Annotated in this window: 15 protein-coding genes; 10 read left to right on the forward strand and 5 right to left on the reverse strand. The window is 63.8% G+C overall.

What is annotated here, in order from left to right; translation table 11 throughout:
• Nucleotides 1-28: 28 nt before the first annotated feature.
• From NDO55_RS00970 to NDO55_RS00990, 5 genes are all read right to left on the reverse strand, one after another.
• Nucleotides 29-658 carry a glutathione S-transferase family protein gene (locus NDO55_RS00970; protein ID WP_252111547.1) on the reverse strand — a complete coding sequence of 210 codons (630 nt, stop codon included), beginning with the start codon at nucleotides 656-658 and terminating at the stop codon, nucleotides 29-31.
• The gene (locus NDO55_RS00975; protein ID WP_252111549.1) at nucleotides 655-2,436 is read right to left on the reverse strand and encodes a M1 family metallopeptidase; all 1,782 of its coding nucleotides are present in this window, start codon (nucleotides 2,434-2,436) and stop codon (nucleotides 655-657) included. Before NDO55_RS00975 ends, NDO55_RS00970 begins: the two co-directional genes overlap by 4 nt.
• A 93-nt stretch (nucleotides 2,437-2,529) precedes the next feature.
• The gene (locus NDO55_RS00980; protein ID WP_252111551.1) at nucleotides 2,530-4,176 is read right to left on the reverse strand and encodes a M28 family peptidase; all 1,647 of its coding nucleotides are present in this window, start codon (nucleotides 4,174-4,176) and stop codon (nucleotides 2,530-2,532) included.
• Nucleotides 4,177-4,255: 79 nt separating this feature from the next.
• Nucleotides 4,256-6,646: an ATP-dependent Clp protease ATP-binding subunit ClpA gene (gene clpA / locus NDO55_RS00985; RefSeq protein ID WP_252111553.1), complete on the reverse strand. Its 2,391-nt coding sequence runs from the start codon at nucleotides 6,644-6,646 to the stop codon at nucleotides 4,256-4,258.
• 74 nt (nucleotides 6,647-6,720) lie between these two features.
• Nucleotides 6,721-6,915: a DUF1192 domain-containing protein gene (locus NDO55_RS00990; RefSeq protein WP_252111555.1), complete on the reverse strand. Its 195-nt coding sequence runs from the start codon at nucleotides 6,913-6,915 to the stop codon at nucleotides 6,721-6,723.
• Between the two features lie 84 nt (nucleotides 6,916-6,999).
• Between NDO55_RS00990 and NDO55_RS00995 the strand changes: the two genes are divergently transcribed.
• The 10 genes from NDO55_RS00995 to NDO55_RS01040 all read left to right on the forward strand — a co-directional run bounded on the left by NDO55_RS00995 (nucleotide 7,000) and on the right by NDO55_RS01040 (nucleotide 15,945).
• A complete protein-coding gene (locus NDO55_RS00995; RefSeq protein ID WP_252115490.1) occupies nucleotides 7,000-7,965 on the forward strand; it encodes an NAD(P)H-quinone oxidoreductase in 966 nt (321 codons plus the stop codon).
• Between the two features lie 94 nt (nucleotides 7,966-8,059).
• Nucleotides 8,060-8,770 (forward strand): DUF1013 domain-containing protein, encoded by a 711-nt coding sequence (locus NDO55_RS01000; protein ID WP_252111557.1) that lies wholly within the window; start codon nucleotides 8,060-8,062, stop codon nucleotides 8,768-8,770.
• 56 nt (nucleotides 8,771-8,826) lie between these two features.
• Nucleotides 8,827-9,069, forward strand: coding sequence for an exodeoxyribonuclease VII small subunit (locus tag NDO55_RS01005; protein WP_252111559.1), 243 nt, complete (start codon nucleotides 8,827-8,829; stop codon nucleotides 9,067-9,069).
• On the forward strand, nucleotides 9,059-9,976 hold the full coding sequence (locus NDO55_RS01010; RefSeq protein ID WP_252111561.1) for a polyprenyl synthetase family protein: 918 nt from the start codon (nucleotides 9,059-9,061) through the stop codon (nucleotides 9,974-9,976). Before NDO55_RS01005 ends, NDO55_RS01010 begins: the two co-directional genes overlap by 11 nt.
• The gene (gene coaD, locus NDO55_RS01015; RefSeq protein WP_252111563.1) at nucleotides 9,976-10,476 is read left to right on the forward strand and encodes a pantetheine-phosphate adenylyltransferase; all 501 of its coding nucleotides are present in this window, start codon (nucleotides 9,976-9,978) and stop codon (nucleotides 10,474-10,476) included. The genes NDO55_RS01010 and coaD overlap by 1 nt, the downstream gene beginning before the upstream one ends.
• Before the next feature lie 96 nt (nucleotides 10,477-10,572).
• Nucleotides 10,573-11,232, forward strand: coding sequence for a peptidylprolyl isomerase (locus NDO55_RS01020; RefSeq protein ID WP_252111565.1), 660 nt, complete (start codon nucleotides 10,573-10,575; stop codon nucleotides 11,230-11,232).
• Nucleotides 11,232-12,269, forward strand: coding sequence for a tRNA preQ1(34) S-adenosylmethionine ribosyltransferase-isomerase QueA (gene queA, locus NDO55_RS01025; RefSeq protein ID WP_252111567.1), 1,038 nt, complete (start codon nucleotides 11,232-11,234; stop codon nucleotides 12,267-12,269). Before NDO55_RS01020 ends, queA begins: the two co-directional genes overlap by 1 nt.
• 13 nt (nucleotides 12,270-12,282) lie before the next feature.
• Nucleotides 12,283-13,206, forward strand: a complete 924-nt coding sequence (locus NDO55_RS01030; protein WP_252111569.1) for a DUF481 domain-containing protein — start codon at nucleotides 12,283-12,285, stop codon at nucleotides 13,204-13,206.
• Nucleotides 13,207-13,244: 38 nt separating this feature from the next.
• Nucleotides 13,245-14,384: a tRNA guanosine(34) transglycosylase Tgt gene (tgt, locus tag NDO55_RS01035; protein ID WP_252111571.1), complete on the forward strand. Its 1,140-nt coding sequence runs from the start codon at nucleotides 13,245-13,247 to the stop codon at nucleotides 14,382-14,384.
• Nucleotides 14,385-14,427: 43 nt separating this feature from the next.
• Nucleotides 14,428-15,945, forward strand: coding sequence for a glycosyltransferase family 39 protein (locus NDO55_RS01040; protein ID WP_252111573.1), 1,518 nt, complete (start codon nucleotides 14,428-14,430; stop codon nucleotides 15,943-15,945).

Below are 15,945 nucleotides of genomic sequence, written 5' to 3' on the forward strand. Positions count from 1 at the left end.
CGGGCCTTTTTTTGTCCGTTGTCCGCGCCTAGTCCTGCGCGGCCTGCGCCTCTGCGATCAGCTTCATGTCGATTGCGCGTGCTTCTTGCAGCGCCTCGCGGGCGTTGAGCCGCGCCGCATATGCCTTGAAACTTTCCCGTTCGGGAATGGTGCCGAACTGCAGCCCCCAGACGATCTGGCAGCCGACATAGACGTCAGCCATCGTGAAGCGGTCGCCGCAGACAAAATCCCGGCCTGAGAAGAGCCCGTCGAGCGTGTCCATAACGAGCTCGTAATTGCCGTAACCGAGCGTGCCCTGTTTCTTCGGGTCGTCGACCTCGAACCCCATATTCCTGTTGGTGATCGAGGCTTCGACGGGGCCTGCAGCGAAGAATAGCCAGCGATAATAATCGGCCCGCTCGTCCGCCAAGGGAGCGAGTTCCGAATCCGGGAATGCATCCGCCAGATAGGCGCAGATCGCCGCCACTTCGGTCACGATCTTGCCGTCATGGTCGATCGCCGGGACTTTCCCCATCGGGTTCACGTCGCGCTGATAGTCGCTCTTCATCTCCGGGCCATAGGTCACGATCTTCTGCTCATAATCTGCGCCGACTTCATGCAGCGCCCAGCGGGCAATCTGCCCGCGGCTCATCGGGTTGGTGTAGAAGATGAGGCTCATTGTGCATTTCCTCTCACGGTTGCCTGTTCGGCCATCCACGCCTGGTAGCGGTCGATATTGTCGGATTGCTGCAGGATCTTGCCCATCGGGTCAGCGACCACCTTGGTCCGCGCATTGGGAAGCGCGATCCGGCCGGTCCCGTCACTCATGGGCAGGCGCACCGTCTCGTTCCCGACCCGCACGTCGAGCGGCATGGGGAAGGGGAGATCGGCGGGCGCGACCCAGGTGAAGCGCACCTCGTCATCGCTGCGCTGCATCTCCAAGCGCGGCAAGGCGGCCTGGCGCAGGTAAACGTCGAAGAACCAGCCGAGATCCTGCCCGGCTTCCTCGCTGGCCAGCCGTTCGAATTCAGCCGTGTCGGCAAAACGGGGTTCGAAATTGCCGGGCATCGGGTCGGGCCGGCCATAGACCAGCCTGCGCGTCGCATCGAAGAAGGCTTCGTCGCCGATCAGCAAGCGCAGCGTGTGCAGCACCCAGCTACCCTTGGCGTAGATGTCGCCGCCCGGGCCCCCTTCCTGCAGGTAGACGCTGTCGATCGTCATCTCCTTGTCGGACACGATTGGCGCGCGGTTCTGGATGCCTTGGCGCTGTTCGAACATGGCGGCGTTATAGGCCATCTCGCCATTCTTCCAGCGCGTGTAGAGCGGCTGCATGTAAGCGCCGAAGCCTTCGTGCAGCCACATATGGTTCCAGTCGGTATTGGTCAGCTGGTTGCCGAACCATTCGTGCGCCAGCTCGTGCTGGAACAGCCAGTCATAGCCTTCCGGGCCCTTGCGATAATCGTTGCCATAGGCGTTCAGGGTCTGGTGCTCCATGCCGAGATGCGGGGTCTCGACGACGCCGAGCTTCTCGTCGGAAAAGGGGAAGGGGCCGATCTGCGTCTCGAAGAAATCGAGCACGTCGGGCCATTCGGCGAACAACTCGGCCGCCTGGCTCTCATAGCCCGGCAGGTGCCAGAAATAGAGCGGGATGGTGTTGCCATACTGGCTTTCATATTCGCCCGTGAGTTCGACATAAGGGGCGACATTGATGCTGATGGCGTAATTGTTGGGGTTCTTGATGCGCCAGCTATATTTTTCGCGGCCATCCTCGAGCGTTTCCTGACCGATTTTCACCCCGTGCCCCGGTGCGACGAGCCCTTCAGGCACGATCATGTGCGTGGTGACTTCGCCAATCTCGCTGAGGCTGTTGTCGAAGCAAGGCCAGAAAAGGTCGCATCCATCCAGCTGGACCGCCGTCGAGACGAAGGGCGCGCCGTCGTCCGTTTCCTCCCACATGAAGCCGCCTTCCCAGGGCGGGCGGATGGCGACATGGGGCTGGCCTTCATAGACAACCCGCAGCGATAGCGGCTCGTTCATGTCGTAGGTGCGCGGCAGCGTAATGACGAGCTGGCCAATCTCCTTGGCATAGGCGTCGGCATCGAGTAGCGCACCGTCCAATTCGACGGTCTCGATGGCATAGCGATTGTCGAGGTCGAGCTGCAGGCGGTCGATCGGCTGGCGCACGGTGAAGGACAAGGTTGCATCGCCGGCAATCGCTTCGCGCTCGGGGAAGATTTCCCAAGTAAGGTCGGCGGCATCGAAACTGACTGACAGCTGCTCGGCGGTGAGCGGGCGTCCCGAATCCGCAGTCTGCGGATCGAGCTCGGGCGCGCCAGTGCGTCCGCTATCGCGTCCTGTCAAAAAATAGATTGCCGCTGCCAATACGCAGATGCCCAGCATCGCAATTAGCAGCCATCCGGTGGTGCTCAGTCCGCGCTTTGCGCCAGTCTCGCTCATGCCCTTGTCGCCCCTTCGATATTCAAGCGGCGCAAGGCTGGCCCCTCCCGTGCCTGCTGGCAAGGGGGAGGGGCCTGTCGTTTGTCGAAAGGGCTAGTCGCGTGCCTCGGCGCTGGCGTCGCGCAGCGCCTTGAACTCGCTGCCCTCGGCCCAGTTGGGCCAGGCCTCGCCATTGCCGAGACGGGTGCCGACGCGGTGGATCAGCTTGGCATCCTCGACAATCCCGTCGAAGCGCCAGTCGGGGTCATACTCGTCGTCGCGGCGGTGATAGTTGATGCCGACCGCCTCGCGCATGGCCTGCACCTCGGGATCATCCTGGCCCTCGATCAATTCCTGACCCGACTTGAAGCTGACCGCCGGCACGCCGACCTGCGCGAAGGCGAAATGGTCGGACCGGAAGAAGCCACCGGCCTCGGGCCGCGGATCGGGCGCGAAACGACGGTCGAGCGCTTCGCCTTCCTCAATCAGGATGTCGAGCAGGCCGAGCCGCGCCGTCCCCGAAATCGAGAAGTCATGCGCCGCGCCGAACACGCCCTGGCTGTCGGTGTTGATGACGCCGACCGTCTTCTCGATGGGATAGATCGGATTGGCGGCATAATATTTGCTGCCGAGCAGTCCGCCTTCCTCGGCGCCCACGGCCATGAAGACCAGGCTGCGATGGGTGCCGCCCGTATTCACGAAGCCGCGGCCCAATTCGATCAGCATCGCCGTCCCCGTCGCATTGTCGAGCGCGCCGTTGAACACGGCATCGCCATTCTCGTCCGGTTCGCCGGTGCCGAGATGGTCGTGATGCGCGGTGAACAGGACATATTCGTCGGGGCGCTCGCTGCCCGGCAGGATGCCGACGACATTCTTGGCGGCAAACTGGTCGAGCTCGGCCGTGATGGTCGCGTCGAGCGACGCACCCATGTCGATCGGCTGGAAGTCGCGGCGGCGCGCAGCGGCCTTGGCCTCTTCGTAGGTCATGCCCAGCTCGGCGAAGATGCGCGTGGCGAGGTCGAGGTGCATCCAGCCTTGCAGGCCGGTATGATAGGCGCCCGGATCCTCGCGCACGATGTCGCGGGTCTGGCTGTTATTTACCGAAATGACGTTCCAGCCATAGCTGGCAGGCGCGGTCTCGTGAATGACGAGAACGCCAGCTGCACCGCGCCGCGCCGCTTCCTCATATTTGTAGGTCCAGCGGCCATAATAGGTCATTTCCGCGCCGCCGAAATCACCTTCCCCGCCTTCGAAATCGGGATCGTTGACCAGCGCGACGACGATCTTGCCTGCCACGTCGACATCCTTGAAGTCGGACCAGTCGCGTTCGGGCGCATGCGTGCCATAGCCGACGAAAACCAGCGGGACATCGTCGAGCTCGACCCGCTCCATGCCGTTGACGGGGGCCCGGATGGCGAGGTCCGAATTCTGCGTCAGGCCGAGCTTCTCACCCCCGAGGTTGAGCGCGAGCGTCGGTTCCTCGACCATGTTGGAGCGAAACAGGATGACGTCCTGCGTCCACTGGCGTTGGCCGTCGGGTCCCATGTCCCCGCCCGGCTGCAGCCCGATCGCGGCAAATGCGCCCGACAGGTAGGCGACCGTCTTGTCCTCGCCCGGCGTGCCCGGCGCGCGGCCCTCATACCAGTCGTCGGACAGGATACGGACATGCGTCTCGATCCGCTCGGCGGAAAAATCAGGATGGGCGGCAGTTGCAGGGGCGGCGAGCGCGATGGCGCTGGCGGCAATCAGGAAACGGGTCATCGGACATACACCTTCGTCACAAACAAAAACGGCGCGACCATAAAGGCCGCGCCGCTTTTGTGAAGGAGGTGGTCCTTCCTTAGTCCGCTTTCTTGTCCGCGGCCTTCTTCTTGGGCGCTGCCTTCTTCTTAGGCGTTGCCTTCTTTGCCGCAGGTTTCTTGGCGGCCGGCTTCTTCTTGGCCGGCGCCTTCTTCTTTTTCGGCGGGGCGGGAACGATCTCGAAGGCGGGCTGGCCGTCCTTCATGTGGACCTTCACCTCGCCGCCATCGACCAGATCGCCGAACAGGAGCTGCTCCGCGAGCGGCTGCTTGATCTTCTCCTGAATGAGGCGAGCCATCGGGCGGGCGCCGTAGAGCTTGTCATAGCCCTTATCGACGAGCCATTCGCGCGCTTCGTCATCCAGCTCGATCGCGACATTGCGGTCTTCCAGCTGCATTTCGAGCTGGAGGATGAACTTGTCGACCACGCGCTTGACGACGGCCGGCGGCAGGTATCCGAACGGCACGACCGCATCCAGGCGGTTTCGGAATTCCGGCGTGAACATCTTCTTGACCGCATCGTCTTGCGCATCTTCGCGCGTGACGTTGCCGAAACCGATGCTTTCGCGCGCCATGTCGGCTGCGCCCGCATTGGTGGTCATAATGAGGATGGTGTTGCGGAAATCGACTGTCTTGCCGTGATGGTCGGTCAGCGTCCCGTTATCCATGACCTGCAGCAGGATGTTGAACAGGTCCGGATGCGCCTTCTCGATTTCGTCTAGCAGAAGCACGCTATGCGGGTTCTGGTCGACCGCATCGGTCAGCAGACCGCCCTGGTCGTAGCCGACATAGCCCGGAGGTGCACCGATCAGGCGGCTGACCGCATGGCGCTCCATATATTCGGACATGTCGAAGCGCTGCAGCGGGATGCCCATGATGCTCGACAGCTGGCGCGCGACCTCGGTCTTGCCGACGCCGGTGGGGCCGCTGAAGAGATAGTTGCCGATGGGCTTGTCCGGATCGCGCAGGCCAGCACGAGAGAGCTTGATCGCGCTGGCCAGCTTCTCGATGGCGAGATCCTGCCCGAACACGACGCGCTTGAGGTCGGTTTCAAGATTTTCAAGGACGCGCTTGTCGTCACTCGACACGCTCTTCGGCGGGATGCGGGCCATTGTCGCGACCACGGCTTCGATATCCGCGACGCTGATCGTCTTCTTGCGCTTGCTGGGCGGCTTGAGCATTTGCATCGCGCCCACCTCGTCGACTACGTCGATCGCCTTGTCGGGCAGCTTGCGGTCGTTGATGTAGCGATCCGACAGCTCGACCGCGCTCTTGATGGCGTCGGGCAGGTAGCGGACCTTGTGATGCTCTTCGAAATTGCTCCGCAGGCCCATCAGGATCTGGATCGTCTCGTCGACCGTCGGTTCGTTGACGTCGATCTTCTGGAAACGGCGCAGCAGCGCGCGATCCTTCTCGAAATGGTTGCGGAATTCCTTGTAGGTGGTCGAGCCGATGCAACGGATCGCGCCGCTCGACAGCGCCGGCTTGAGCAAGTTCGAAGCATCCATTGCCCCGCCGCTCGTCGCGCCCGCACCGATGACAGTGTGGATTTCGTCGATGAAGAGGATTGCGTGCGGCATCTTCTCGAGCTCGGTCACGACCGACTTGAGGCGTTCCTCGAAATCGCCGCGATAGCGGGTACCCGCCAGCAGCGCGCCCATGTCGAGCGCATAGATGATCGCTTCGCTCAACACGTCGGGGACATCGCCCTCGACGATCTTGCGCGCTAGACCCTCGGCGATCGCCGTCTTGCCGACGCCCGGATCGCCCACATAGAGCGGGTTGTTCTTCGAGCGGCGGCACAGGATCTGCACCGTGCGGTCGACTTCCGGACCACGCCCGATCAGCGGATCGATCTTGCCGTCCTTGGCCTTTTGGTTGAGGTCGACGGTGAACTGCTGGAGCGCGCTTTCCTTCTTGTTGGCCTCGGGCTTGCTCTCGGTCTGGCTAGCGCCTTCGTCCCCATCATCGTCGTCGCCCGACATGCTGGTGTCGCCCTTGCCGACGCCGTGCGAGATGAAGGTCACCGCATCGAGGCGGCTCATATCCTGCTGCTGCAGGAAATAGACGGCATAGCTTTCGCGCTCGGAGAAGAGCGCGACGAGCAGGTTGGCGCCGGTCACTTCATCGCGGCCCGAGCTCTGGACATGCAAGATCGCGCGCTGGACCACGCGCTGGAATCCGCTCGTCGGATTGGGGTCGGTGGCGCTGTCGCTCACCAGGGCGCCGAGTTCGGCGTCGAGATACTGCTTGACCGTCGCCTTCAATTCTTCGCGATCGACACCGCAGGCCGTCATGACCTGGGCGGCATGTTCGTCGTCGATGAGCGCGATCAGCAAATGTTCGAGCGTCGCATATTCGTGGCGACGCTTGCTCGCTTCGCCCAGCGCATTATGCAGCGTCTGTTCGAGTTCGCGGGCAAAACTTGGCATAAATTCAGTCTCCTTACCCCAACAATGTCGGGATCATGCCCCCATCCTTCAAGGTCGCTCGCCGCAGCTCCGGCTCAGCTCTTCTTGAACAACGCATCAGCGGCCGACATGTGGCCCGTCTTGGACTTTTTATGGGCCTCGACACGCTCGATCTCGGCATTCAGCCGTGCGACGCGGGCATCCAGCTCATCGACGCTCAGCGGATCCAGATCCTCGCGCCCCAATTCCACGATCGGGTCGCCCGGCTTAAAATCATCTTCGTCATCCATGGCCTCAGCGTTGACCCGCCATTGCCCCAAGTCAATAAGGCGACTCGTCCAGTATGAAGTGAGGAATTGACCGTGGCCGATACGATGAAGGCGATCATTGCCCCCGAGCCCGGTAAGCTCCAGCTGGTCGATCGCCCGATCCCCCAACCGGGCCGCCGTGAAGTGCTGGTCAAGGTCGCCGCCGCCGGCGTCAATCGCCCCGATGTGCTGCAGGGGAAAGGCCTCTATCCGCCGCCCGAAGGTGCCAGCGACATTCTCGGCCTCGAGATGGCCGGCGAGGTAGTCGCCGCGGGCGAGGGCGCGTCGCATCTGATGGGCACCCGCGTCTGCGCGCTGGTCGCGGGCGGTGCCTATGCCGAATATTGCGTTGCGCCGAGCGGCACCTGCTTGCCCGTCCCCGAAGTGCTGCCGCTCGAAGATGCCGCGGCGATGCCGGAGACGCTCTTCACCGTCTGGTCGAACCTGTTCGAGCGCGGATTTGCCGCCGATGGCGACGTCGCGCTCGTCCATGGCGGCACCAGCGGCATCGGCACGATGGCCATCGCTTTGTGCAAGCTGTTCGGCATCACCATCATCGTCACGTGCGGCAGCGACGAGAAATGCGATGCCGCTCGCGCCATCGGGGCCGACCTCGCCATCAACTATAAGGACCAGGATTTCGTCGAGGAGGTGAAGAAATTCACCGACGGCACCGGCGTCGACATCGTCCTCGACATGGTCGGCGGCGATTATATTGCACGCAATATCGACTGCATGGCGGTCGAAGGCCGGCACGTTTCCATCGCTTTCCAACGCGGTGCCGAGGGCAGCTTGCCGATCGTCAAGGTCATGCGCCAGCGCCTGACCCTGACCGGGTCCACGCTGCGTCCGCGCGATCTTGCCTTCAAGACGATGATCGCCGACGAAATCCGAGCCGCGGCCTGGCCCTTTGCCGAGGGCGGGCGCCTGAAACCCGTGATGGACCGGCAATTCCCGCTTGCCGAGGCGGCCGACGCGCATGCCCGCATGGAAGCGGGCGAGCATATCGGGAAAATCACCCTCATCCCGTGACTTGTAAAAGCCGGGCGAGAGGCGTAAATCGGCTCCCACATATTCCGGCCGCTCCGAAAAGGGGCGGCCCTTGTCGTTTTTAAGGGAGCCTAAAATGGCCGAACAGCCCAAACCCCTGATGCCGCACGCGACCGCCAGCTGGCTGGTCGAGAATACGTCGCTGAGCTTCACCCAGATCGCCGAATTTTGCGGCCTTCACATCCTTGAGGTGCAGGCCATCGCCGACGAAACGTCCGCGACAAAGCTGACGGGCCGCGATCCCGTCCGCGCCGGCGAACTCACCCATGAGGAAATCGAAAAGGGCCAGGCCGACAGCGACCATGTGCTCAAGATGCACAAGGCGCCGGAAGCGATCACCCGCACCAAGGGTCCGCGTTACACGCCGGTCTCCAAGCGCCAGGACAAGCCCGACGGCATCGCCTGGATCATCAAGAATCACCCCGAAGTCTCGGACGGCCAGATCAGCAAGCTGATCGGCACGACCCGCACGACCATCGGCTCGATCCGCGACCGTTCGCACTGGAACATGGCCAATATCCAGCCGAAGGACCCGGTCACGCTCGGCCTGACCAGCCAGCGCGAACTGGATGCCGCGGTCGCCAAGGCGCAGAAGGCTGCGGGCACCGAAGCCGCGCCGGCCGACGCCAATCTCGACGACGACAAGGCCGCACTGATCGACGAGCTGCGCAAGGAGCGCGAGCAGGCTGCAGCCGACGCCGCAGCCGCGCTCGAAGCCGAGCGCAAGGCCGAAGAAGGCGAAGCGGACGAAATCGTCCCGGGCATCAAGGATCCGTTCAAGAACTGACGCTGTCTGCTTTCAGGGCATTGATCGCAGCCATTTGAAGCGCCATTGTCGCGACCATGAGCGAAAAACCCGTGAGCGAGATGGCCTTCGAAGAGGCCCTTGGCGAACTCGAAGCCATCGTCCGCAAGCTGGAGGCAGGCGAGGAGAGCCTCGATGCCTCCATTGCCCTGTTCCAGCGCGGTGAGGCGCTGAAGCGGCATTGCGAGGCGCGGCTGGCCGATGCGCGCGAGCGGATCGACAAGATCATGCTCGATGCCGAGGGCAAGCCCAAAGCCACCGAGCCGTTCGATGCCGGTTGAGCCGATGCCGATGCCAGTCGCCAGCCTGAAAGACGAAGCGTCCTTTACGGCGGCCGAGATCGACCGCTTTTTCTCGAATTTGCTCGCCAAGCCTGGCGACAGTCGCGATCCGCTCTACGAAGCCATGTGCCATGCCGCCATCGATGGCGGAAAGCGCATGCGACCCTTGCTGGTGCGCGCTGCCGGACGGCTCTTCGATGTGCCCGAGGAACGGTTGCTCCGTGCCGGCGCTGCAATCGAGGCGATCCATGTCTATTCGCTGATCCACGATGATCTGCCGTGCATGGACGATGACGATCTGCGCCGCGGCAAGCCGACGCTGCACAAGGCCTATGACGAAGCGATCGCGGTCCTTGCCGGCGACAGCCTGCACGATCTCGCCTTCGTAGTGCTCGCCGACGAAGCGACCCATCCCGAACCGCAGGTGCGCGTCGACCTCATCGCCGAACTCGCCAAGGCTGCCGGGCCGGTCGGTATGGCCGGTGGCCAGGTCATGGATCTCGAAGCGGAAAAGATGGGCGAGCTCGGGATCGAGGACATTACCCGCCTCCAGCAGCTCAAGACCGGCGCACTGATCGAATATTGCGTCGAGGCGGCCTGTATCCTTGCACGCAAGGATGCCGACGCGCGGACGCCCTATCGTGGCTATGCCCGCAATGTCGGCCTCGCCTTCCAGATCGCCGACGACCTGCTCGATGTGGGCGGCGATGAGGAGAAAGCCGGCAAGCGGCTCCACAAGGACGAGGATGCCGGCAAAGCGACCTTCGTCTCGCTGCTCGGCGAGGAGCGCGCCCGCGAACAGGCCAACATCCTCGTCGAACAGGCGATCGAGCATCTTCACGATCATGGCGAGGAAGCTGACCTGATGCGCGCCATCGCCCGCTACGCCGTCGAAAGGGACCGCTAATGACCAGCCCGCGCATTGGTGTGTATCCCGGCACCTTCGACCCCATCACCTTGGGCCATCTCGACATCATCCGTCGTGGCACGCGGCTCGTCGACACGCTGGTCATCGGGGTCACGACCAACCCGTCGAAAAGCCCGATGTTCTCGCTCGAGGAGCGCATGGCAATGGTCGAGCGCGAGGTCGCCGACCTGCCAGGGAATATCGAAGTGGTGAGCTTCGATGCGCTGCTGATGGATTTTGCCGCATCGCAGGATGCGTCGGTCATCGTGCGCGGACTGCGCGCTGTCGCCGACTTCGAATATGAATATCAGATGGCCGGCATGAACCAGCAGATCAACGACGACATCGAGACCGTTTTCCTGATGGCCGATGTCTCGCTGCAGCCCATCGCCTCGCGATTGGTCAAGGAAATCGCCCGCTATGGCGGTCCGATCCACAAGTTCGTGACGCCCAAGGTTGCCGAGGAAATTGCCGAAAAAGTGGGCGGCGAACGCGCCTAGCAAGCCGCGGTTCAGCCGGTTTTCACTAGGGGCTTTTCCGACCCGCTTCGCTCATGTAGGAAGCCAAGCCTATCCGTTGGGGAGGACCAGAGTATCATGTTCAAATTGCTTGCCAAATTGACCCTTGCCGCGACCGCTTTGTCGCTGTCCGCCAGCCCGCTTGCTGCGCAGGACAAAGGCAAGATCAATTCGCAAATGCCGGCGCTGACGCACCGCGCGCCTGCCGAGATTGCCAACGATCCCTCCAACCATCTCTACCTGACGCTCGACAATGGCGGCACGGTCGAAATCCTGCTGCGTCCCGACGCGGCACCCAATCATGTCCACCGCATCCAGACGCTGGCCTCTGCCGGCTTCTATGATGGTATCATCTTCCATCGCGTGATCCCCGGCTTCATGGCGCAGGGCGGCGATCCCACCGGTACCGGCACGGGCGGCTCGACCTTCCCCGACCTCGAAGCCGAGTTCAATCGCCTGCCGCACCTTCGCGGCGTTGTCGCGATGGCCCGCGCGCAGGAAGAGAATAGCGCCAACAGCCAGTTCTACATCATGTTTTCGCCGCGCTTCCGTCTCGACGAGGATTATACCGTCGTCGGCCGTGTGGTTGCCGGCATGGATGTGGTCGATCGCATCAATCCGGGCGAGCCGCCGGTCCAACCGACCAAGATCGTCTCGGCGCGCATCGGTGGCCCGGTGCCGCCCGCGCCGCTCGCCATTGCCGCGCCCGAAGCGGTCGACCCCGACGAAGAGGGCTGATGCGGGTCGACGCGTTCGACTTCGAGCTTCCCCAGGACCGGATCGCGCTGAGGCCCGCGCGGCCGCGTGACAGCGCACGCCTGCTCCACGTCCATGGCGACGTGATCGACGACCGGCAGGTGCTCGACCTGCCCGGCCTGCTCGAACCCGGCGACTGCCTCGTCCTCAACGATACCAAGGTCATCCCCGCGCAGCTCGAAGGCCGACGCGGCGAGGCGAGGGTCGGCGCAACGCTTCACAAGCGCGAAGGGCTGCGCGACTGGTGGGCCTTCATCCGCAACGCCAAGCGCGTGCGCGAGAATGACCGGATCGATTTCGGAAACGACGTCACGGCGATCGCCAAGGAACGCGCCAAGGACGGATCCATCCGCCTTCACTTCGAAGGCGACGAGCCGGTCGAAATCCTGCTGTCGCGCGCCGGCACCATGCCGCTGCCGCCCTATATCGCGTCGAAGCGCGGCGTGGATGAAAAGGATGCCGACGACTATCAGACGATGTTCGCAGAGAAAGAAGGCGCGGTCGCCGCGCCGACGGCTTCGCTCCATTTCACCGACCGGCTGGTCGAGGCGCTTGATGCGCGCGGCATCCGCCGCGAGACGCTGACGCTGCATGTCGGGGCCGGCACTTTCCTGCCCGTGAAGGTCGACGACACCGACGCGCACCAAATGCATAGCGAATATGGCGAGATCGACGCGGACACGGCGGCCCGTCTCAACGCCGTACGCGCTGGCGGCGGTCGCCTCATCGCGGTCGGCACGACGCCGCTTCGTTTGCTCGAGAGCGCGGCTGATCCCGACGGCACGATTCGGCCTTTCGCTGCCGACACCGACATTTTCATCACGCCCGGCTATCGCTTCCGCGCGGTCGATGGCCTGATGACCAACTTCCACCTGCCCAAGTCCACCTTGTTCATGCTCGTCTCGGCGCTCATGGGTCTGGACAGGATGCAGGAGGCCTATGCTCATGCTATCGAGCATGGCTATCGCTTCTACAGCTATGGCGATTCATCGCTCCTGCTGCCGAACCGCGACGCATAAACAGGGGAATATCATGCGCAGTCTTTGTCTCACCGGCCTTGCCGCCGGTCTCGCCATCGCGTCGCCCGCGTCGGCAGCGCCATTGCCCGACGGCGTGCGCGAGCTGATTGCGCAGGCGGCAGAGAAGGGCGATGCCAAGGCGCTCGACACCGTGCTCGGCCTTGCCCGCAGCGCCTATCCCGAGGATGAGGACGAGATTGCCGCGCTCGAAAGCGAGGCCCGCGCCGAAATTGCCGAACTCGTCGCGATCCGCGAGACCGAGCAGCTGGAGGAACTCCGCCGGGCCGGCATGTTCGACAATTGGTCGGGGCGAGGCCAGCTTGGCGGTTTCTATGCCACCGGCTCGACCGAGGAAGCCGGCGTCTCGGTCGGCCTCAAACTCGTGCGCGAGGGCATCGATTGGCGCCATCGCATTTCCGGCATCGTCGACTGGCGCCGTAGCGACGGTGACACGACCCGTGAGCAACTGGGCCTCGAATATGAGCCCAACTACAATCTTTCCGACCGCCTGTTCGTCTACGGCCTTGCCGGGATCGAGCGCGATCGCTTCCAGGGCATCGACAACCGCATCAGCGCGTCGGGCGGCCTTGGCTATCGCCTCGTCGATACGGATGACATGCATCTGGCCATCAAGGGCGGCCCGGCATGGCGGCGCACCGACCGTGTCGACGCCGAGACGACCGAACGCCTGGCGGGGCTTGCAGCGCTGACCTTCAATTGGGACGTCTCCGAGCGCTTGTCGCTGACCCAGGATGCCGACGCCTATATCGAGGATGGCAACTCCACCTATCGCAGCGAGACTGGCATTGAGGCCGATTTAAGCGGCAACCTGCTCGCCCGCATCGCCTATCGCGTAGAGCATGAAAGCGCGCCCCCTGCAGGCGGTGAGGCGACCGACACGCTGACGCGCATCACCATCGTCTACGACTTCGAATAGGTTGGCATCGGCAGCGCGCACCCGCTAAAGGCGCGCCCATGTCCCGATTTTCATTCCAGATTTCCGCGACCGACGGCGCCGCGCGCCGCGGCGAGATCGCGATGCAGCGCGGTACGATCCAGACGCCCGCCTTCATGCCTGTCGGCACTGCCGCGACGGTCAAGGCGATGCGCCCTGGCGAGGTCGCCGCGACCGGTGCCGATATTCTGCTCGGCAATACCTATCACCTGATGCTCCGCCCCGGCGCCGACCGGATGGAGCGATTGGGCGGCCTCCACAAATTCATGAACTGGGACAAGCCGATCCTGACCGACAGCGGCGGCTATCAGGTGATGAGCCTCGGCGAACTGCGGAAAATGTCGGAAGAGGGCGTCGAGTTCAAAAGCCATCTGGATGGCTCGCGCCACATGATCACGCCCGAGGGCTCGATGGAGATCCAGCGCAAGCTGGGCACCGACATCGTCATGGCCTTCGACGAATGCACGCCATACCCCGCCACCCACGAGGTCGCGGAAAAGTCGATGGAGCTCTCGATGCGCTGGGCCAAGCGCAGCCGCGACGGGTTCGATAGCGGCGAGGAACATGCCGCGCGCGCCGCGCTCTTTGGTATCCAGCAAGGCTCGATGTACGAGGATCTGCGCCAGCGCTCGACCGATGCGCTGCTCGAGATCGGCTTCGACGGTTATGCCGTGGGCGGCCTGGCGGTGGGTGAGGGGCATGAGAAGATGTGCGCGACACTCGATTTCGCCGCGCCCATGCTGCCGCATGACAAGCCGCGCTACCTTATGGGCGTCGGCAAGCCCGACGACCTGATTGAGGCGGTGCGTCGCGGCATCGACATGTTCGATTGCGTGCTCCCTAGCCGGTCGGGTCGCACCGGGCAGGCGTTTACGCGCGACGGACCGCTCAATATCCGCAATGCCCGCTTCGCCGAGGACGAGGCGCCGCTCGATGCCGAGTGTAGCTGCCCGACCTGCGCCGAATTCAGCCGCGCCTATGTCCACCATCTCGTCCGGTCGGGCGAGATTCTGGGCGCGATGCTGATGACCGGGCACAATCTCCATTTCTACCAGGACTGGATGCGGGCGATGCGCGAGGCCATCGAGGAGGGCCGTTTCGACGCCCACGCAGATGCCGCGCTGGAGCGGTATCGCGCGCGAAAAATCGCCACTTCTTAACGCGGCTTTTACCATCTTTGGGGCACAGACGGGGGTGATGAAGATGGAAACCATTACGCCCGCGTCCGAGACGCGCAGCCGGACCCTCGCTTTCGTGGCGGCAGGGCTGTTCGCGATATTGTGCGTGTGGCTCAATCCGGTCGGCTATGTCGGCGCGGGCGCCGATGACGAACAATATCTCGAGGCTGCGCGCTGCTGGGTCGCTTATGGCGGTCCGTGCCTGCCCGAGGATCATTGGTGGTCGCGCTGGCCGGTCATAGCGCCGGTCGCTGCATCGATCGCTTTGTTCGGCGAGAGCCGTTTCGCGGTCGGCGTCGGCCCGGCGCTCAGCTGGGCGCTGGCCATGTTCTCGATCGCTGCGCTCGGCACACGCTGGTTCGGCTGGCGCGCCGGTGTTGCCGCACTGGTCGCGCTCGCCGCCACGCCCGTCGTCGCCGTATTCGCGCTGACGCCCAACCCGAACGTTACTGAACTCGCCTTCCAGCTGGCCGCCTTGCTGGCCGCGACGATCGCCTTCCAACGCCAGTCGGTCGGCTATGCGGTGCTTGGAGGTCTGCTCGCTGCCTTTGCGCTGGCCAGCCGCAATACGTCGATCCTCTTCCTCGGCATCTCGGCCTGGAGCTGGCTCTTCCTCGACGCGGACAAGCGCAAGGTACTACTCTGGGCGATCCTTGGCCTCGCCATCGGCGTGATGGCCGAGATGGCCGTCTATGCCGCCGCCACCGGCGATCCGCTCTATCGCTACCTCCTCGCGATGAACCATACGGGCATCCCGTCGGCTGCCTTGCCCGACGATTTCGACATCACCCAATCGGCTTTGTTCAATCCGGCCTATGTCGCCGCGTGGGAGCGCGAGGCGGGGGTGCAGGTCTTCTGGCCGATCGACGGCTGGCTCAACCTGATGGTCGGCGCGCGCATGGCACCGTTGCTGTGGAGCGCCCTGTTCGCGGTCGTCCTGTTGCGCTCCAACCTCGCCGCTTCGACCAAGCGCCATCTCGGCATGCTGTGGCTCGCCACGGCCTTCATCGTCGTCATGCTCACATGGGGCCTCGCCATCGACCCCAAGGCACGCATGTTCATGGGGCTCGCAGCCGTATCAGCACTGACCCTTGGCGCAATCATCAAGGCGAGCTGGGGCAAGCCTGCCGCCAGCCTCGCGCTCGGCCTGCTCATCGCCCATGTCGGCCTGTCGCTGGTGACGATCCGGGCCTATCCCGCCAGCAGGGAGGCCGAGAAGGTGGCCGCGACTTGGATCGCCGAGCATGGCGACCGCATCGAATTGCACCATGGCGCGGCGAGCTATCTCACCCTGCTTCCCGAAAGCCATGACTTGCCACTGCGCGGGGCGGGTCGCGACTTGCTGATCGCGATGACCGGCGGCCCGTGCGAAGCGTTGGTCGGCAGCGACGAAGACGGCCCCACCGGGCGCGTCCTTGCCAGCGCAGGCGGCAATGCCGCCAGCCAGGGCCGCATCTGCCTGTTCGAATATGCCGATGATTATTGGGAGCGCTTCCCCGAGCGCCTCGGTGCCGGGGAGAATGGGGTCGAAGGCGAGATCTAG

The organism is Sphingomicrobium sediminis, from assembly GCF_023805295.1.
Lineage (GTDB): Bacteria > Pseudomonadota > Alphaproteobacteria > Sphingomonadales > Sphingomonadaceae > Sphingomicrobium > Sphingomicrobium sediminis.